The sequence below is a fragment of the Photobacterium indicum genome (genome assembly GCF_003026215.1).
GTDB lineage: Bacteria > Pseudomonadota > Gammaproteobacteria > Enterobacterales > Vibrionaceae > Photobacterium > Photobacterium indicum.
The window spans coordinates 229,998-249,155 of sequence record NZ_PYOC01000007.1 but is presented as its reverse complement, the minus strand read 5'-3'; the positions used below and the strand labels follow the sequence as shown (position 1 = coordinate 249,155).

Below are 19,158 nucleotides of genomic sequence, written 5' to 3'. Positions count from 1 at the left end.
CATTAAGAAGCAGAAAGGATCACCTTTCTGCTTTTTTTATGCTCTATAGCAATAAATAAAATGAAAGGTGACTAAATTCAGTGTTTATAACTACCTCATTTCAAATGTTTCCCATAAACTTGGGTATAAAGGCAACACCGTTTCTATTCGGTATGTGCTTACTTGGCTACATGCTTTTGTAAACTGAGTGGATATAAATGCAAATACAATTTTTCTGCTGGCAGTTTAATGCCACCAAAAATACCCTTGTCCATAATGGTGGATCAAGTGGCGAGATTAAGACATTCAGTTTAAGCCCTAAAGAGGCAGATGTACTGTCTTACCTGATTGATAACGCATCGAAACTTGTGACGAAAGATGCACTTGTTGAACATGTTTGGGAAGAGCAAGAGCTTAACGAACAATCCATTTTGAATGTAATGTCTAAGCTACGCTCTATCTTTAGACAGTTTGATGAAGGGGAGTTGATTAAAACAATTCGTAAAAAAGGCTATGTTTTTGAAGTCAGCCCTGAAGATGTACAATATATACGGATAGAGCTGGCGAAAGAAAATCCCGTTTTATCTGAGTCTGAAATAGCAGAATCCCCTCAGCCAGTTTATCAGCATTTATTCAGTCGCTACCTATGGATCGTACTATTCATACTCACCATTATTTTCTTAGGAATTGGTGGATATTATCAGTATTTATCTGAAAACAATGGCTATGATGCTTATGAGATAAATCAAAATGATATTATTTATACCAGTAATCCAGACGGAGAGTTTGTGAAAGTTATTTTTTCATCTCGCGGAGGTAGCTTAACAAAACGACAATATAAAGACGTAATCGATAAGTTTTCTCAGTATTACCATGCTGTTCAAATACTACCACCAAAAAGTGTTGCCTATAAAACAGTGTATGTTGATGTGTTCCACATACATAAAACATTTTTTGCTTCAATTAACGATCTTAATGATACCTATATTATTGTTCGAATGTTTAATAAAGATGGCTCGCTTGCCGATGCTTTGAGTAAAATAGAAAGTATGCGTGGGCGAGGGTTACTATGGTAGTTAATAATAAATACAAAGCACTTGTTGGTTTAAGTTTTGTTCTATCAATATTGTTTGCTCTATACTCTATAGTGAATCACAATGAAAACCCGATTGAAAATACAGCTTGGTATACGAGCAAAGCACGTATACCAAATGGGGATGATTGGAGTGATGAGTTTGTAAGTAATATCGAGAATAGAAAGTACCAATTTAAGAAGAGTACAGGTACCTGCGATATAGATATCACATACAAAATGCTTGATGGAAGTACTAAAACATTTGAGTTGTACTGTAAGTTTGATTATCAAGTAAAAGAAAATCGTATCTATTTTTCAAATTTGAACTATTCAATAGAAAGAGATGATGGCTATTGGCATTTGCGAAGCGAAATGAAGTTTTTTAAAAATGCAAGCTATAGCCAAGAAATGTTTATAGATGAGACGAATAAGTACTTATTGTTGACCAATCCCATGGTTTTTGACAAAGCACAGTTATACAAACGATTAGACAGTCATTAAATTAAAAAAGCAGCTATATGGCTGCTTTTTTAATGCCTTAATAATTGATGCCAGCCTTAGTATGTTAATTTTATCGCATATTAAAACTATCCCGATGTAAAAGGTGCCATTTTCTATCCTAGAAAATAACGTGTTTTCTTATCATACCTCTAAGTAGTTACTTATGGTTTTGTTTGATTTTACCTGATTTTAATGGGGTTTAACTTATTGATTTTGTGGTGGTTTTGCCTTTTGTTTTATGTTGTTTTATCTTTTTCATGCCAAGTTTTATGTTCGTTATACCTTCATTAGGTAGTGGTGAGCTATTAGTGAATAAAGGGTTTTCTGATAATTTAATTATGTTTTCTTTTCAGTTGATGATCGCCATTTCAATTGTTAACTTTCCTGTCAGATATTTGACATGCTCTTCAGTAATACGGCGACTTTACGTTGGTTATAAAAAAGAAGAGTTTTTAGAAGTGCCAATTAATAGGGTTTAAAATGAATAAGAAAGTATTGTCAGCTGCTGCTCTTTTAGTAATGTCTGTAACAAATGTAGCGCATGCAGAGTCAGTAACCGCGGGTAACGGTCAGCGCGGTACGGTGAACTTTACGGGTGCAATTACAGCGCAAACATGTGATACCGGTATTATTGTTGATGGTAATGATGTGGCTTTTGTTGAGCTTCCAGTAATTACAACTAGTGACTTTGGTACTGGTGCCTCTGAATCAACTGAAACGCCTGTTGCATTTGGTATTGCGCCTTTAAATCCTGATGATTGCCCTGCAACGACAGCGGCATTAAGCCTAACGGGTCAAACCGTAACGGGATTTAGTGATGTACTTACGTCTGATGAAATAGCAACAACGAATGTAGGTGTGCAAGTATTGTTTGATGACAAGACACCATTGTTAAATAAAGGATATGTTGATGCTGGTACTAATTTCGATGAAGTTACTAAAGCAGTAAATTTATCTGCGAATTATTTTAAAACGACTGAAGACGCAAAAGCCGGTCTTGTTACATCTGTTGCAAGTTACCAAATCGCTTACCTTTAATCTTTATATTGGAAATGCCCAGAGTATTCTCTCTGGGCTCCTTTTTTATGAAAGTACTATTTATTTCTAGCTTGCTAACAAGCTTATTATTTAGCGCCTTTACGGAAGCTGCTATTGATGAAAAGCCAATTTATATAAAAGGAGCATTAGGAACAATTACTTGTGACACCGTTATATTTGTAAATGGTGAAGAAAAAGAATTTATCAATTTAGGTGTTATTTCAATTAATGACTTCACAAAAGAATTAAATGTTCATGGCACGCCGGGCAGCATAGTTCCGGGACCTGCGAATGTCGATTACACCGCATTCAGTTTGGCCCCCATTAATGCAGCTGATTGCCCAGCAACCACCGCACAAATTAGTTTAAAGGCCCGAAATGTTGAGCACTTCCCTAATGTGATTCAGTCGGATGCGACTGACGAGACACAAGTGGGTGTAGAAGTGTTGATGAATGATGGTACTCGCGTTCTGAATCAGTCGTGGGTAGCGGCTGATGTAAATTTTGATACCACAACAAAAGCCGTCATGTTGAAAGCTAATTTCTATGCGACGACGCCGACAGTGACAGCCGGAAAGGTTGAAGCAACAGCTGTTTATCAAATCCTGTATTTATGATGAGAGGTACAATGGTTCGTAAAATTATACCTTTGCTGTTGCTCGTACCGATTGCAGCTCAAGCTAGTGAATTTAATACTGATTTCCTACAAGGTGATGCGAAAACGCAGACGGAGATATCAAAGCTGCTGAATGCGTATGGTGAACTACCTTTGGGCAACCAGAGTTACAGGGTGTACGTTAATAAACGCTATATTGGCTATCAGAATTTTAATGTTGCCCCAAACAGTGATGGGCAACCGAGTTTGTGTTTATCCGTAGATACGCTGCAAAACTTGGGTATCAACTTGACCCAAGAAGCAAAGTTGTCGCTATTGAATGTGACGTGCGAAAACACCTTATCTGATCTTGGCGCGCAAGTTGACTACAACGCGAACGAATTGACACTTCATATCTTTGTGCCTGACGCCAATTTAATGAATCGTGAAGATTTGGAATTTAACCAGCGTCGTTTAGATAAAGGTATTACTGCAGGTTTTGTGAATTACTCAGTTTCTGCTCGTTATAACAATCGAAATAGTGATGATGAGTTTGCAATGCCACTGACAGCAGAAATTGGAGCTAATTATCACGATGTGCGTTTTCGCGCGAATGTAGCATCTTCTGATGTGACGGATGATGATTTTGTTCGCCAACAAGCGTATGTCGCAAAACCGCTACCAAACGTATTAAGCGAAGCGGTAGTGGGAGAGTCGATTACACAGGGTTATTTGGTGGATTCAATTCCTTTTACCGGCGTTTCATTGCGTTCAGATCGTGAAATGTTACCGCGTTATAAGCAAGATTATACCCCTGTTATTCGTGGTGTAGCAGAAACGAATTCAACGGTGAATATCTACCAAGGAGAGTACCTGCTATACACCAAGGATGTGGCTGCAGGCAATTTTTCAATTACGGATCTTCCGTATTTAAGCAATAACCAAGTTGACATTGAAATCATTGGCGAAGACGGTCAATCAAAGCGGTATAACTATACGATCACGCAATTACCAATGCTGTTAACAGAAGATACCTACCGATATGAACTAACTGCGGGTAAGTATCGTGACAGTAAAAATAAGATGTTGAATAGCTTCTTATACGGTGAATATGGTTACGGTTTTGACCAAATGACCTTGATGGGCGCAGTGACTATCTCCGACCCGTATTATGGTATGGCAACGGGGGCGGGTGTCACCATGGGGGAATTGGGTGCTGTCAGTATGGATTACAGCTACTCGAACACTTTAATGGATGATGATTATCACTCTGGGCACAGCCTCCGATTATTGTATGCCAAAGAGCTGTCGAGTTCGATGGATCTTCAATTGGCAGGTTATCGTTTCTCATCGGAGAATTTCCGTACCTTCTCCGAGGCGGTAAGCAGTGATTATGATCGTGAAACAAGCGAGCCAAGCTATAACACTGAGGTTGATCTTTCTCGTAGTAAAAGTCGTATAGACGCGAATTTAAATTTTGATGTGGCTGATTCTAGTGTGTATGTGAATTTAGCCCATGAAACATACTGGAATAAAAGCAATACAAGTACATCCTATTCGGTGGGTTACAGCAGCTCGATTGGTCGTGTGAACTACACCCTTTCAGGGGCGTATACCGATTATCAAACGGAAAATGATGATCATACCGTGATGCTAACCATGAGTGTACCAATTGATTACGGTAAGAGCGCTTCTAACGTGTACACCTCAGTAACATCAACATCTGACAGTACGTCATATGAGGTTGGGCAATCTGGCGTGGTGGATGAGTATTCTTATTCAGTGGGTGCATCGTTGAATCCAGATTCCGATGCCTATGCAAGAGCCTCTTTATCGGGTTCATTCGATAAGACGAATGTAAGTGTCAATGCAAGCGGCAATGGCAGCACGATCAGTGCCAGTGCAAGCGGTACTTTTGTGGGGTTTGACGGTGGTGTTATTGCAGGAGCTAAACGTTCTGATAGCTACATTATTGCTAAAGTCGGTGAACGTGAAGGCATAAAAGTTAACGGTCAAGAAACCAATAAAAATGGTTATGCGCTGGTGTCCAATATTCAGCCTTATGAAACCAATGAACTGAGCCTGAACGCGGCCTCTATGCCAACAGATATTCAAACGGAGAAATCGATTATTGCGACAATGCCAGAACGTGGCGTGATCAGTTATGTCGATTTCAATGCGAGCAGGGTGATTCGCGTAGTAACACAAATGATGGACGCCAAGGGAACGTACTTGCCGCTGGGTACTATTGTGTCAACCAAAGATAAACAATCTGTTATCGGGGTTGATGGCAGTGTAATGGTTGAACTCAGCGCCACCGAACAAAGCAAGTTTCCGCTCGATATCGCATACAGCACCCCGACGTGCCAAGGCGTGATTACGATTAATCAACCCAGTACTCAAATTATGAATACTGGTACAACAAAGTGTGAATAATACAATGAATAGATTAGTAATAATAGCTGTTTTCTTAATTAGCTCAGTTTTGTTGGTCTCAAATGCACAAGCGGCCTTTACCCTAAATGCTACCCGTGTGGTGTATACCGAAGGTACTAAAGGCGCCAACCTTGTAATAAAAAATAATAATGAAAAAAAATACGGTGGACAGGTATGGCTTGAATCGGAAGCTGATGCGATCCCTGATAATAGCTTTGTTATTTCCCCATCGCTATTTACGCTAGCAAGCAACAGTAAGCAAAACTTGCGCATTATGCAGACGTCTGCAAATTTACCGACAGATAGAGAGGCGCTATTTTGGTTATACGTGCAAGAGTTACCACCAGCATTGGAAGAGGCAAATCAATTACAGTTTGCGATGCGTACCAAAATAAAGTTAATTGCACGACCAGCTAATCTAGTTGAAGCGCGTGAAGGTGCAGAATCGCAACTAACAGTTGCGGCTGTGGGTAATACATTGAAAATTAATAACCCAACACCGTATTTCTTTGCAGTTAGTTCATTGATCAAAGGCAAAACTGAATTTAAAGATAAAGCCTTATCTGTTGTAAAGCCTAAGAAAGCATTTCAAATTGCGAATAATATGGAATTTGTTCGTGGTGATACAGTAACGGTAACGTATGTTGACGACTTCGGGGCTTACAATACACAAGAATTAAGAGTGAAATAGTATGAAAAATCGGTTTTTCGTTTTGGCTATATTACTCACCCCCCATGTTGTTTATGCGAGCGATAATACTGGGCTAGTGATGAATGAATGTCGTCCTATTGAAGGGACTTCAATTTATACGCAGGAATTTACAGGTTCTGTGGATGAAGCGATTAATAAACCAGGTGGTATCGCGAAAGGTTTCTTCGAATTTACCAGTAATGGTGGAAAAGTGCCACGTGAATGTAAATGTAAACTTGGTGGTCTTTTAAACAACAGTGATAAATGGTATGACACAACGTATTTTACGGCGACGACACCGTTATCGCATAGTAAGCATAATCGGATTCAGTATTTAGATCTTAATGATTCATTGTCAGTTGCTATGTATTACTGGATTGGTAAGCGGAATGAGTATTTGGATGTACCATTTAAGAATGAGAAAAATACTTATCCTGAATTGTGTACAAAAGTGGCCCATAAAAGTGGTGGTTGGACGTATAACCCAAGTGCAGATACGGGGGCAAAAGGAAAAATCGATCTACGCTTTAAAAAGAAAGTGGTGGGTTCGACCACTTTTTCGGGGTTAGTGAGCACACTATATGCGTCATTAAACAAGAATGTGAGTTCCAAAGAACCTATTGCACAGACATACCTTAATATTACAGTGAATACCCCTGCATTTTGTTCTATCGAAGAAGGTTCAACCATAAATATTGATTTGGGTTCTGTTGCTAGCCAAGACATGAACTACGGAAAAGAACCAACAGGGTATAACAAGCGCGATTTAAACCTTACATTTAACTGTAACTTTGATGGCAAGCTTGATTTAACAATGTTAGGAAAAGCCTCAACGTTATCTGATTTTTATGCAACAACAAATACAGATGTGGGTATTGCGATAGAGCGCAATGGTAACTTGGTTATACCAAACAAGAAAGGTAATGAAGTGCCTCTTGATAGAAATCAGGTAGGTCACTTTGATGCGAAAGCATATCCGGTTAAGACAACGTCGAATGTATTAACACCGGGGGACTATTCGGGGTCGGTAAATGTACTTATTGAGGTATTGTAAACGGTACTTAAGAATCTTCTGAATATAAGATAGTCACATCAAAAAAGGGCGATTACTGTATAAGTAATATCGCCCTTTTTGTTAAGTTTTTACTGTGATGATAATGCGGTGAACAACATTGCTACGTTCAATAATTGGTTACAGGTGTGTCACAACCAGATTAGTAGAACCACTCTGAAGAACCACTTCTTCCACGCTGATATCTTTTTTTACTTCCATTTTTGTATTTGTTACCTGAATGCAGGATTGAGATTTAGCATCGACCTGACATGTAGGCTCTGTAATCATACCTCTGAAACGAATCTCTCCTGAAGACGCTTCAACCATTGATGCAAATGGGATGAGAAAGAATGCACAAGCTTGAATAATCATTTTCATAATAGCTCTCCTCCGTTGATTATCCCTTGATACTACAGGGTTTTCTATTTATTGGTGTCAGATTTTATAAAATATGTGACCAGTAAAATACTTTTTTGTATTTATTCTTCATAAAGATATTCTGTGGGTTTAGCGCTGTAAAAACGAAGGTCATAAAATACTCTAACTGCCAAAACACTGACCGAAAATGAGGGGTGGGAAATTATAACTCACGTAAGTGTGGAGCTTATTATTACAAAGACGATTTACTTTTTTCTTATTATTAAGTCACTGCTTTTTCAGGTTTATGCATGTATTAATGATGTGTTGAAGAATGCTTTGCAATTTGAAATAAACAATAATTAAGACGAACATGATTTTTTAATCTTATGTAATTTAAGTGTTTTTTTTTGGCATGATATGTGGATAGTCCCCTTGCAAGTATTAAAAAAGAGTGAAAGATAATGCGCTATTTTTATATTTTATTTATTGTATCTTTTATAGTTGGGTGTGGGGGGAGTGACGATAACAATAATACGAATATGGCTGAAGAACTAACGAGTTCATTACTGAGTGAGCAATTTGCCCCGAGCAATGCTCAATTTTCTAATTTCGAAAACAAGCCGTTTAGCGTAGACCCTCAATCATTTAATTTTGACGGAAATAATGTATATCTTAAAGTTTACGACACGGATGGAAACGTCTTTTATTTGGGGAGAATAAATAAAGATGCCCTTTTCTCTATTGAATTAGTCTTACCAAATAGTGACTCTATCGTCGCTTATGACATTTTTACTGATTCTGCTAATGATCTGTCTATAAGTGGAGATTTTGTATTATGAGATTAATACTGTTAACTGCTCTGATATTGTTACTAACTGTTTCTACTCATACACTTGCTGAAAGTGTTTCGGTGAAATTGAAAGACACGATTAAACAAGGTAGCGGAACGATTGATGTGTTTCGAGCACAAACACAAAATAAGAACCCTACAGCGGCAGAATTAGAAGCTTTTCGTGTTAATAATGGTGGGAAATTAGTGTTTGCTGTTGATGTGAATGAAGCTGCAAATGGAACCGAAAAAGCCTCGAGCCAAGGGGTCGCGGTAGAAAGCGCTTCTATTACGGTAGTCAGTGGAGGAGTTACAACTACGTTCTCTGATTTTTCAACGCCGACGCGGTCTATGTTAGCTAAAGCGGGAACTACCGAACGAACGGGGTATTACACTATTATAGGTGAAACTGGTTCTTCAAGAGTGACACCGAATGCTAACAGTGATGTTAATGGATCTTCATTTGATGAAGTGTTAATCATAACTGTTGGTCAAGATTTAAGTTCGGCTACGGCTGTTACGTTAAATGTCACATTATTAGATACCAATATTTCATTGGGAGATCCAGAAGCGTTCTATGATTTTTCTGGGGGCTTTGAAGATGTGGCATTAATCAGTGATGAAGATAATGCCATTTTAACTGGGCTCGGAGCGGGGCAAACAGAAGCGCCACTGGTGATAACGCAAGGGCAAGTATTGAACCCCATTGATGCATGGGTGTATTACCCATCTTCAACTGAGTATTTCTTGGCTGCGTATGAAGATCTGTATCCAGTAAAAGGGGATTATGATTTCAATGATTTAGTCATAGGGTACCGTGTAGGCTTTGGTATGAATAATGACCAAGTTACTTCTATGTTGATATATGGCTATATTATTGCGCGAGGCTCTAGCTATAACCATGATTGGTATCTTCACCTTGCGTACCCTGATGGTACAAGTGGTAGCGGTACACTTAATTTGTTTAAACCGGGCTCTACCGAACAAGAAGAAGGCTACCCGATAGCCATTACGCAACTGAATGATTTTGACCAGAAAATCTTAATTAGTTCGAAAACTCTAATGACACAAGTGGGATCTGAAATGGTGAACACCTTGACAGATAAAGCCTTAGTACAAGGACACAAGTTCAGTATTTCAATGGACTATGATGCCTTGATTGATGTATCTCAGCTTGATACCGCACCGTATGATCCTTATTTATATGTTAAAAATTCAGGGTATGAAATACATCTGCCGAACAAACCTGCTCGCTTAGGTATCTCCGTCAATAACAGTGAAACTGGAGCGGGATTTAAAGATAGTAGTGGATATCCGTTCGTTATTATCATTCCCGATGATTGGGAACCACCATTAGAGAATACCGATTTAGGAGAAGCTTATACCGATTTTCTTAATCATGTTGCTAGCTCTGACAATACGTTTTCATCGTGGTACTTGGCACCACAAGGTAGCAAGGTGAAAGGGATAGGACGGGGGCATTGGAAGTGGTAACCGATTAAATATCTCTTTCTGGGATAATAACGACTGAGCAAAGCTTACCATTATTCAGTGTTAAGCTTTGCTTGCTTTAAAAGTTAACCTCGCTAACACCCATCTGTTACGGTTGAAACTTCACGAAAGGTTATTTCCTCACCGTTTTCACTGAAAATATAATACGCCAAGCAGTTGTCTTTAACTGTTCTACCGCGCGGAAAGAAGAACATGCCCCAGCTAGGTTTTCCTTGTAATACGCTTTTTACTTGAGATGTCCAAAAAATTTCAAATTTTCACAACGACTCGTGTTGATTGAAGTGCGTGCCATTACAATAGGCTGGTGGTATAAGTATTTAACGCGCAAAGAAAGTTTTTAGTAAATATTAATATTCGCTTGTGTGAATTACTTGAGTAAACAGTTGAGGAAGGAAGTGCTATGCACGATATTGTTACTGTTGCGGTTACCGTGTTTATGGGTTTTTTTGCGATGATGAATCCGATTGCCAATACGGCAGTTTTTGTGGGTATGACAGGAGATTTCACTCCACAGCAACGCCGACAAACGGCAATTAAAGCACTAGTAGCTGCGTTTTGTATTATTGCTGCATTTTGTCTTTTGGGTAAGGGTATTTTTGAGATATTCGGGATTACATTACCAGCCTTACGATTAGCTGGTGGTATTCTAGTTTTCTTAGTGGGATATCACATGCTGCAAGGTAGCAGTTCTAAATTACACACCAATGAACAGGCAACCCCTGACAAGGGCGAGAAAGTACAGCCAGCAGATATTGCCATTTCACCGCTCGCTTTACCGATTTTGGCTGGTCCCGGTACGATTGCTACAGCAATGAATTATTCTGCATCTGGCAGTATGCTGAACATTATTGTTACTATCGCTGCGTTTGCTATTTTGTGCCTTATTACATTCGTATGCTTTTTATATGGACCTAAATTGGTCGATATGATTGGTGAAAACGGTATTAATATTACGACACGCTTGATGGGGTTGATCTTAACCGTCATAGGTATGCAAATGTTGATTCAAGGCGTGCATGATGCCTATTTGTTATTTAATGTCACTCCTAAATAGAACAGCTTGCTATTTTATATTTGAGTTTTAGCGCCGATAAATACTGCCACATTACGTGGCAGTTTAAATTTTAAGCTTCGTATAATTCTAAAGGTAAGCCATCGGGATCGCTGAAAAATGTATATCGTTTTCCTGTGTATTCATCGGTACGAATGGGTTCAACTTCCACGCCTGAATGCTGTAAGTGCAATGTGAAATCATTTATCGATTCGACAATGAAGGCTAAATGACGTAATCCCCTAGCTTCAGGGTAACTAGGTCGAGGAGGGTTGTTTGGAAAAGAAAACAATTCTATCTGATTACCATTTGGTAACGCTAAATCCAGTTTGTAAGAATTGCGTTCAGCGCGGTAATTTTCAGCAATCACTGTTAGCCCGAGAATTATGGTATAAAATCGCTTAGATTTTTCATAATCTGAGCAAATAATTGCAGCATGATGAATACCTTGAAGCATTGTTTATCTTCTTAAGCCTGAATGGATTAAGGAACAAGCCTACCTTATTTTGCTATTATTGTTTATCAGCAACTATCAAAAATAGAAAAATCAGTAGCGCTGGCTCTTACTACTGATTTTTGTTTAGTTTTACTTGGTTTTATTGGTCTAATTTCTGGTGATTACACGCTCGCAGGGTAGTCGCTATAACCGCTTTTATTACCACCGAAGAGTTTTGTGTTATCTGCTTCAGCCAAGGCAATATCATTAGCTAGTCGGTGTGCTAAATCTGGGTTTGCGAGAAATGCACGCCCAAAGGCAACCAAGTCGGCATACCCAGCATCTAGAATGTATTCTGCACGTTTAAGATCATATCGACCCGCGACAATAATGGTTCCGCTGAAGCGTTCACGCAACGCAACTCGAAAACTATCTGGAATGGTAGGAGCATCATCCCAGTCGGCTTCAGATAAGTGCATGTACGCAATACCACATTGATTAAGGCGCTCTGCTGCATCTAAAATCGTAGGAACGATATCGGGACAATCCATATCTTTAAATGTGACAAATGGTGCAAGGCGAACGCCTACACGCTCAGCGCCAATACGTGCAGATACCGCTTCCACTACCTCCATCAAGAAGCGCAGTCTATTTTCACGGCTGCCACCGTATTCATCGGTACGCTTGTTAGAATTAGTACGAAGGAATTGGTCGATTAAATACCCATTTCCGCCGTGGATCTCTATACCGTCGAAACCTGCTTCTATCGCGTTTTCTGCGGCTTGTGCAAAGTCGGCAATAACACGCTTAATATCATCTGTGTTCATTTCGCGAGGCATCGGACACGGAAACATTGTGCCATCTTCACCGTCTTTAACAATCCAAACTTGTGTATCGATAGGCTGTATAGCTGATGGGGCTATTGGTGCTTCGCCGTTCTGAAAGTGAGTATGCGACACGCGACCTACATGCCATAGTTGGTTAAATATTTTACCGCCCGCCTGATGCACAGCATCGGTTACTGTTCGCCAGCCTTGAATGTGCTCTGAGGTATATACGCCAGGTGTGAATGAATAGCCTTGGCTATCATCTGAAATTTGCGTAGCTTCTGTAATGATTAAGCCTGCAGATGCACGCTGAGCATAATATTCAGCCATCATTTCGTTGGGTATATTGCCTGGTTGGCTGGTTCTAGCGCGTGTCATTGGTGCCATTACCATTCGGTTTAAGAGTGTGATTGGCTGCTGAGAGTTATTTGACATCGATGTTGGTGTGAATAGTGGGTGAGTCATAATAATAATCCGTCGTGTAATGTTCGATGGAATGATTGTGACAGGAAATAGTGGTCCGAAAAGCCAGTGCTTACAGTAAGCATCTACAAAAAATATTTGAAAGTAACTTTATTTGTTTTGTTTATTGTAAGATATTGCTTGATTGAACAATTACAGAGAAAGGTTAGTGTTGTGGCGGGTATTGCAGATTACAGAACATTCCTTGAAATAGTGCACAGTGGGAGTATTTCCGCTGCGGGACGTCGTTTAAATGCTTCACCTGCGAATGTGAGTGCAGTGTTGGCACGTTTAGAAAAGCAATATGATGCGCGCTTGCTTTCTAGAACAACACGTAACCAACAGTTAACGTATGAAGGCGAACATTTCTACCAATTTTGTTTATTAGCGGCTGATCAAGAAGATGAGTTATTAAACCATTTGTCAAAGCAACAGCAGTTACAGGGGAGTATTACCATTTCTTGTACATGTGATTTTGGTCGAAATGTTTTAGTGCCTTTACTGGATGAGTTTATGGTGTTGTATCCGCAACTGTCGGTTCATTTGCACCTCACCGATAAGCTCAGTGATTTGGTTAAAGATAGTATTGATGTAGCTATTCGATTTGGGGCGCTAAAAGATTCTAATTTGGTCGCACGTCGTTTGGCTGATAATCATCGTGTGCTGGTGGCTTCACCTGAATATTTAGCGCAACATGGGCATCCGCAGACTGTGGAAGAGCTGGCAGATCATGCGTGCTTGTTGATCAGCCGTGAAGGAGAAACACAGGCCGAATGGCAGTTTAATAAAGCCAATCAAATCTACAGTGTTGCTGTAAATGCGGCATTTTCCAGTAATAATGGGGAAGTGGTGAAGCATTGGGCGCTGGCATCAAAAGGCATCGCGATGAAATCTGTTTGGGATGTAAAGCCAGCCTTAGCCGACGGAACGTTAGTGAGTGTGTTAGACGAGTTTCAACAAGATGATGGTGCGATGTATGCGGTTTTCCCCAATCGTAAATTCTCACCACAGCGAATTACAGCCTTAATCGACTTTCTCAAGCAAGCGTTACAGTAATAATGTGCATTTTTTGGCTATTTAGAGCGTTTAATCGGAATGTATTCTTGACCCATTTCTACCTCGCCAGCGATAATACGTACAATAGATCAAATTGACAGAAATGTAGGTTATGAACCGGCATTTACTTTTATCGAAATTATGGAGTCTCGATGGCAAAGCTAAGCTTACAAGAGCAAATGCTGAAAGCAGGTCTTGTTGACAAAAAGAAACTAAAAAAAGCAGCAAAAACGTCTAAAAAGTCTCGTGTTCAATCAAGAGAAGCAAAAGCTGCCGTTGAAGAAAAGCGCACAGCACAATTAGAGCAAGACAAAGAGCTGAATCGTCAAAGAGATGATGAAGCAATGAAGAAAGCGTTTGTTGCTCAGATTAAACAGCTTATCGAAATGAATCGCATCGATCGTACTAAGGGTGATATTAGCTATAATTTCACTGACGGTGCATTAGTTCGAAATATTTATGTTGATAAAACAACACAAAACGAGCTGGTAAAAGGTCGCTTGGCGATTGTTCGTTTTGGTGATGGCTTTGAAGTCATCCCTGGCGTTGTCGCAGATAAAATTAGCTTACGTGATGAAGACATTGTTGTTCTAAACAATATTGTTGACGAAAAAGATGTAGATGAAGATGACCCATATGCAGATTTCGTGATCCCTGATGATTTAATGTGGTAATACAATTTTAATTGCAGGATTCACTGCAACTTAGTTATTGTTAGACTTAAATACTAAACCCGAAGTGGCATATGCTCACTTCGGGGTTTTTAGGCTTTTAGCTAACGTTGAGTCACAGGTATGTTTATTCTGTTATCAGTTTCCGACTGAATATACCGTTGCCTGAGATTGCTCATTTCCCCACTTGTTTGTCAGTTTTACTGGTGGAGATGCTATCTGACGTTTTTTAGCTTGTTTTAAGTTGTGGTGTGCTTTTGCGTAATAGGTTGGGCTTGCATTGATAGCTCGTTCTAAGTAACTAACAGCAGCTTCATAATCACCTTCTAACATAGTGAAATAACCAATATCATTTAGTGCTTCTGCCATGGGCATTACATTTTGAAGTGCGTCAAGTGCATCGCTATAACGTTTACTGCGAATATAGACTAACCCTAAATTTGACCATGCGCGTTTGTCTGTTTGGTAAATGGTTGTTGCTCGTCTATTGATCACTTCTGCTTGTCTTAAATCTCCGCTTAAATAATATGAATATCCGAGGTTTGTTAGCGCTTGGCGAGATTTGTGATTAATGCGCAAACAGGCTTGATAAAGTGCTTGAGCTTCAGTATGGCGTGCATTCAAGTCTTTAATTATGGCATAAGCAATGTAGGCATTTAATGGCGATGTTTGGTTAATCCTTAATTGTTGTACAAAATCAGGTTTAGTTGGATCCCATGTTTCATTCTTGAAACGCTGTTGATCCATTCTTATGGCACGCAATAACTGCTTTTCTGCGTTCTTTTTTTCGCCTTGTTTGAGTTCAATAATACCTAATGCTGCAGAATATTGAATGTTGTCATCTTTAATAATAACGGCACGATTATAAGCAATTTGTGCAAGTTCATAGTTACCGCGTTGTTGGTGAATGTACCCAATTTTATAATAAGCCTGATCGATATTATCTTGGGCAGGGAAGCTGAGAGCTCGAATATATTCATAAAGAGCGAGGTCAGTATCTTTGTTTAAATAAGCCTGATCACCTCGTGCAATGGATTCTGCCGCAGACTCTGGGGGGAAATCGCCATTTAACCCTAATGTTGCTTTGCCATCATAAAGTTCGTGGTCAAAGTTAGGGTTAGTCGTTTCTACCGTATCTTCGTTACTTGCACACCCAAGTAAAATAACTGGTGCGAGTACCGCTAAAAGTATAAGTCGTTGGGTCTTTTTTCTAAATATTGTCATTCAATATCTCCCTTTGAATTGATTATTCATTTACTGCCAAATACTTCTAGTACCGCGATAATGGCAGGCCCAATAGCGACAGTAAAAAAGCCAGGCCAGATACAGGTAACGAGTGGGAAAATCATTTTAGTTCCAATTTTTGCTGCTTCTTCTTCCGCTTTTTGCATTCGTCTATCTCTAAACTCTATGGCATATTCTCGTAGCGTATCGCCCATACTTGAGCCAAGTTTAACGGATTGACTGATGATGCTGACCAACCCTTGAAGTTCAAGTAACCCTGTACGTTCTATAAACTGTGCTAATGCGATAGGCATAGGTACACCGAGTCGTACTTTTCTACATACAATTTGCAATTCACTACTTAATTCAGGCGATAGAGCCTCAATTTCATGAGCAACTCGATTTAATGCAGCTAAAAAACCGAGCCCTGCTTCTGTGGTTACAACAAGCAAATCGAGCGCATCTGGGAAAGCATTGGATAATGTTCGAATCCGCTTTTTTGCTTTCTTTTGAAGAACAAAATTGGGCAAAAAAGTTGCGATAGCCATTGCAAGCAAAGTATAGAACAGTATTTTTTGAGTCGAGAGTTCGGGTAGAAATTTAGATGAAATTAAGACGCCGAAGAGGGCAATAATCACTAAGATTATTTTTATGGCGTAAAAGTTGGTTAAGGCTTGTTTCTGTTCATAGCCAGCGTGCATCAATAGGGTTTTAGTCTGATTTCGCTCTTTCATCGAGGAAGGAGAGATATATTTGTCCATTGATTCTAGCGTAGTATCAAGACGGCTGGATTCAGCATTGTGTTTGTTTACTTCTTTATTTATGTGAGAAAGGCTGTGTAACTCCTTTTTTAGTGGGTTAAATGAATTTGTAATAAGAAGTGCTAAGCAAAGAGTAAAAGTAACCACACTTATGAATGAAAACCCTAAAAAGATCCAACGAGCAAGGTTTTCATCAGAGACTAAGCCTGTAATGAGGGTAATGATATAATCCATATTAGACCTCGATACGCAGTATTTTACGAATCCAAATCATACCTAATATCATGCACACTCCTGTAATCATTAATAGGTTTGCACCTCGATCAGATTCAAATAAAGGGTCTAAGTAATCGGGTGTAGAGAGATAAATCATGATGACTAAAACAAAGGGAACACACATAAGAATCCATGCCGACATTCTGCCTTCTGCAGATAATGAACGAACCTTACGGAGCAATCGAAAGCGACCTCGAATGACTTCGGAAAGGTTTTCTAATGTTTCGGCTAGATTCCCCCCGGTTTCTTTCTGAATAATAACAGCGCTATTAAAGGCCAATACACTAATAGAAGGGTTGCGTTGTGCCAGATTAGCTAAAGCCACTTTTATATCAACCCCATAGTTTAATTCTGAAAATGTTTTTCCAAATTCTACTGAAACTGGTGCTGGCATCTCTTGGCTAACTGTTTTCATCACTTCGGTAAAAGGGTAGCCAACTAACAATGCTCGTTTCATTACGTCTAAGGCTTCAACGAACTGTTCCTCAAATAAGCACAAACGTTTTTCTGCTTTATATCTAAGCCAGAATGTAAATGAAAGTATTGTTATAAATGGCATAAAAACGGAGAAAGTAATACTTTTTGTAAGCACCAATGTGATAAGTGCGGCGACAATACTCATTATGATTAACCAAAAAATAGTTTTATATGCTTTCCATTCAAGCCCTGCTAATGTTAAATGTTCAGATAAGTATTCACCCACAGCATTGTTTTCCAGTTTGCGTTCTGTAGGGGTCAGTTTATCGAGGTAATGTTTACGCAATAGTGATTGTTGATTTTGACCATTGCCCGTTTCTGCGATTAATTCCAGCTTATTTTTTAACAAGCGAGAACGTTTTGCTCGTGAGCCAGTAGAAGATACCAATACGGTTTGCGAAACTACAACGGCCGCTATAAAAAAGACAAGTAAGTATATTTTTATATCAAACCCCATTATTGCCCCCGTAAACTATTATCAGGTGTGAAATGTGAATAAGGCAGGTTGATACCCATATGTTTAAAGGCTTCAACAAATGAAGGAACATTGCCCGTGGCTTGATAATTCCCTAATACATTACCTTGTTCATCGATACCCATACGCTTGAAACAAAAAAGCTCGGTCATGGTAACTACCTCACCTTCCATACCATTCAGCTCTACAATGCTGGTAATACGGCGCTTACCATCTTCCATTCGACGTAACTGCACAACAATATGAACCGCAGAAGCTATTTGTGCGCGTACATTTTTTATGGGCATATTCCAGCCTGCCATGGCAAACATATTTTCAATACGGCCTAATGCGTCTCGTGGCGTGTTGGCGTGAATGGTGGTCATTGAGCCATCATGACCCGTATTCATGGCTGCGAGCATATCAACGGCTTCACCGCCACGAACCTCTCCAACTACAATACGATCTGGGCGCATACGTAACGAGTTTATAACCAGTTCCCTTTGGGTTATTGCGCCGCTGCCTTCGATATTTGGAGGCCTTGTTTCTAATCTTACGACATGCGGTTGCTGAAGTTGTAATTCTGCAGAATCTTCAATAGTAATAATGCGCTCATTCGAGGGGATAAAACCTGAGCAAATATTAAGCGTTGTTGTTTTTCCTGAACCAGTACCGCCAGAAATTAAAACATTTAAACGTCCCTTAACAATGGCTTGTAGTAAATCTGCCATGGGTTTATTTAGGCTTCCGTAGTCTAAGAGTTGTTCTATGTCCAACTTTTCAACCGCAAAACGTCGAATAGACAATGAAGGACCATCGATAGCCAAAGGCGGAATAATGGCATTTACCCTTGAGCCATCTTTGAGTCGTGCATCAACCATTGGTGAACTTTCATCAATACGACGTCCGACAAGTGAAACAATGCGATCAATGACATTTAATAAATGGGCATCATCTCTAAATTGGGCTTCTGTCGCTTCTAATTTACCCTTTCGTTCAATATAAATGCTTCTATGGCCATTTACTAAAATATCCGAAATTGTAGGGTCTTTTAATAAAGGTTCTAAGGGGCCAAGCCCTAGAATTTCATCAATGATTTCGTTGATGATTCTTATACGTGCATCTGCGTTTAAAGGGACATTTTGGTCAAGTAGCAAGGTAGAGGCAGCATCAAAAATTTGTTCTTTTGCTTGATCTCTATCTAGAGTTTCTATCAGTGATAAATCAAGTGAGTTAAATAATTCTTCGAGAAGATTTTTTTTAATTCGGCGATCACTCTCACTGATAGAGTGCTGTTGTGGTCTTGATTCTTGTTCTTTAACCTCGGTATTAACTTTTACGGGGTTATTTTCTATAATCAGCTCTGCTGGTGGTTCCTTTTTAAAAAACATAT

General features: G+C 39.4%; 19 protein-coding genes. 12 read left to right on the top strand and 7 right to left on the bottom strand.

Annotation, left to right across the window (positions count from 1 at the left end; translation table 11 throughout):
* The first annotated feature begins 197 nt into the window (after positions 1 to 197).
* From C9J47_RS18680 to C9J47_RS18645, 7 genes are all read left to right on the top strand, one after another.
* Positions 198 to 1,055 (top strand): winged helix-turn-helix domain-containing protein, encoded by an 858-nt coding sequence (locus tag C9J47_RS18680; protein WP_107254842.1) that lies wholly within the window; start codon positions 198 to 200, stop codon positions 1,053 to 1,055.
* Complete coding sequence (locus C9J47_RS18675; protein ID WP_107254841.1) at positions 1,049 to 1,555, top strand: hypothetical protein; 507 nt, start codon at positions 1,049 to 1,051, stop codon at positions 1,553 to 1,555. The genes C9J47_RS18680 and C9J47_RS18675 overlap by 7 nt, the downstream gene beginning before the upstream one ends.
* A 480-nt stretch (positions 1,556 to 2,035) precedes the next feature.
* Positions 2,036 to 2,593 (top strand): fimbrial protein, encoded by a 558-nt coding sequence (locus C9J47_RS18665; protein WP_107254839.1) that lies wholly within the window; start codon positions 2,036 to 2,038, stop codon positions 2,591 to 2,593.
* A gap of 47 nt (positions 2,594 to 2,640) precedes the next feature.
* Complete coding sequence (locus C9J47_RS18660) at positions 2,641 to 3,210, top strand: fimbrial protein (protein WP_107254838.1); 570 nt, start codon at positions 2,641 to 2,643, stop codon at positions 3,208 to 3,210.
* Positions 3,211 to 3,221: 11 nt separating this feature from the next.
* Complete coding sequence (locus C9J47_RS18655; RefSeq protein WP_170107539.1) at positions 3,222 to 5,624, top strand: fimbria/pilus outer membrane usher protein; 2,403 nt, start codon at positions 3,222 to 3,224, stop codon at positions 5,622 to 5,624.
* A 4-nt stretch (positions 5,625 to 5,628) separates the two neighbouring features.
* A complete protein-coding gene (locus C9J47_RS18650; protein ID WP_107254836.1) occupies positions 5,629 to 6,315 on the top strand; it encodes a fimbrial biogenesis chaperone in 687 nt (228 codons plus the stop codon).
* A gap of 1 nt (position 6,316) precedes the next feature.
* Positions 6,317 to 7,369, top strand: coding sequence for a fimbrial protein (locus C9J47_RS18645; RefSeq protein WP_107254835.1), 1,053 nt, complete (start codon positions 6,317 to 6,319; stop codon positions 7,367 to 7,369).
* Between the two features lie 138 nt (positions 7,370 to 7,507).
* Here the strand turns inward: C9J47_RS18645 and C9J47_RS18640 are convergent, their stop codons facing one another.
* Positions 7,508 to 7,747, bottom strand: coding sequence for a type 1 fimbrial protein (locus C9J47_RS18640; RefSeq protein WP_107254834.1), 240 nt, complete (start codon positions 7,745 to 7,747; stop codon positions 7,508 to 7,510).
* A gap of 443 nt (positions 7,748 to 8,190) precedes the next feature.
* Here C9J47_RS18640 and C9J47_RS18635 point away from each other — a divergent pair, with 443 nt between their 5' ends.
* From C9J47_RS18635 to C9J47_RS18620, 3 genes are all read left to right on the top strand, one after another.
* Positions 8,191 to 8,568: a hypothetical protein gene (locus C9J47_RS18635; RefSeq protein ID WP_107254833.1), complete on the top strand. Its 378-nt coding sequence runs from the start codon at positions 8,191 to 8,193 to the stop codon at positions 8,566 to 8,568.
* Complete coding sequence (locus C9J47_RS18630; protein WP_107254832.1) at positions 8,565 to 10,052, top strand: LruC domain-containing protein; 1,488 nt, start codon at positions 8,565 to 8,567, stop codon at positions 10,050 to 10,052. Before C9J47_RS18635 ends, C9J47_RS18630 begins: the two co-directional genes overlap by 4 nt.
* Before the next feature lie 418 nt (positions 10,053 to 10,470).
* Positions 10,471 to 11,124, top strand: a complete 654-nt coding sequence (locus C9J47_RS18620; protein ID WP_107244913.1) for a MarC family protein — start codon at positions 10,471 to 10,473, stop codon at positions 11,122 to 11,124.
* A 70-nt stretch (positions 11,125 to 11,194) separates the two neighbouring features.
* Here the strand turns inward: C9J47_RS18620 and gloA2 are convergent, their stop codons facing one another.
* Together gloA2 and C9J47_RS18610 are read right to left on the bottom strand one after the other, a co-directional pair.
* Positions 11,195 to 11,578: an SMU1112c/YaeR family gloxylase I-like metalloprotein gene (gene gloA2 / locus C9J47_RS18615; protein WP_107254831.1), complete on the bottom strand. Its 384-nt coding sequence runs from the start codon at positions 11,576 to 11,578 to the stop codon at positions 11,195 to 11,197.
* A gap of 161 nt (positions 11,579 to 11,739) precedes the next feature.
* Positions 11,740 to 12,849 carry an alkene reductase gene (locus C9J47_RS18610; RefSeq protein ID WP_107254830.1) on the bottom strand — a complete coding sequence of 370 codons (1,110 nt, stop codon included), beginning with the start codon at positions 12,847 to 12,849 and terminating at the stop codon, positions 11,740 to 11,742.
* Positions 12,850 to 13,020: 171 nt separating this feature from the next.
* On the opposite strand from C9J47_RS18610, the gene C9J47_RS18605 reads away from it, so the two are divergent.
* Both C9J47_RS18605 and C9J47_RS18600 read left to right on the top strand, forming a co-directional pair.
* Complete coding sequence (locus C9J47_RS18605) at positions 13,021 to 13,902, top strand: LysR family transcriptional regulator (RefSeq protein WP_107254829.1); 882 nt, start codon at positions 13,021 to 13,023, stop codon at positions 13,900 to 13,902.
* 152 nt (positions 13,903 to 14,054) lie between these two features.
* Entirely contained in the window at positions 14,055 to 14,576 is a 522-nt protein-coding gene (locus tag C9J47_RS18600) for a DUF2058 domain-containing protein (protein ID WP_006229315.1), read from the top strand.
* 135 nt (positions 14,577 to 14,711) lie between these two features.
* Here the strand turns inward: C9J47_RS18600 and C9J47_RS18595 are convergent, their stop codons facing one another.
* The 4 genes from C9J47_RS18595 to C9J47_RS18580 are packed head-to-tail and all read right to left on the bottom strand — an operon-like array spanning position 14,712 to position 19,156.
* Positions 14,712 to 15,797, bottom strand: a complete 1,086-nt coding sequence (locus C9J47_RS18595; RefSeq protein ID WP_107254828.1) for a tetratricopeptide repeat protein — start codon at positions 15,795 to 15,797, stop codon at positions 14,712 to 14,714.
* Between the two features lie 26 nt (positions 15,798 to 15,823).
* Positions 15,824 to 16,792, bottom strand: a complete 969-nt coding sequence (locus C9J47_RS18590; RefSeq protein WP_107254827.1) for a type II secretion system F family protein — start codon at positions 16,790 to 16,792, stop codon at positions 15,824 to 15,826.
* Position 16,793: 1 nt separating this feature from the next.
* On the bottom strand, positions 16,794 to 17,768 hold the full coding sequence (locus C9J47_RS18585; protein WP_107254826.1) for a type II secretion system F family protein: 975 nt from the start codon (positions 17,766 to 17,768) through the stop codon (positions 16,794 to 16,796).
* Positions 17,768 to 19,156 carry a TadA family conjugal transfer-associated ATPase gene (locus tag C9J47_RS18580; RefSeq protein WP_107254825.1) on the bottom strand — a complete coding sequence of 463 codons (1,389 nt, stop codon included), beginning with the start codon at positions 19,154 to 19,156 and terminating at the stop codon, positions 17,768 to 17,770. Before C9J47_RS18580 ends, C9J47_RS18585 begins: the two co-directional genes overlap by 1 nt.
* Between the last annotated feature and the right edge of the window lie 2 nt (positions 19,157 to 19,158).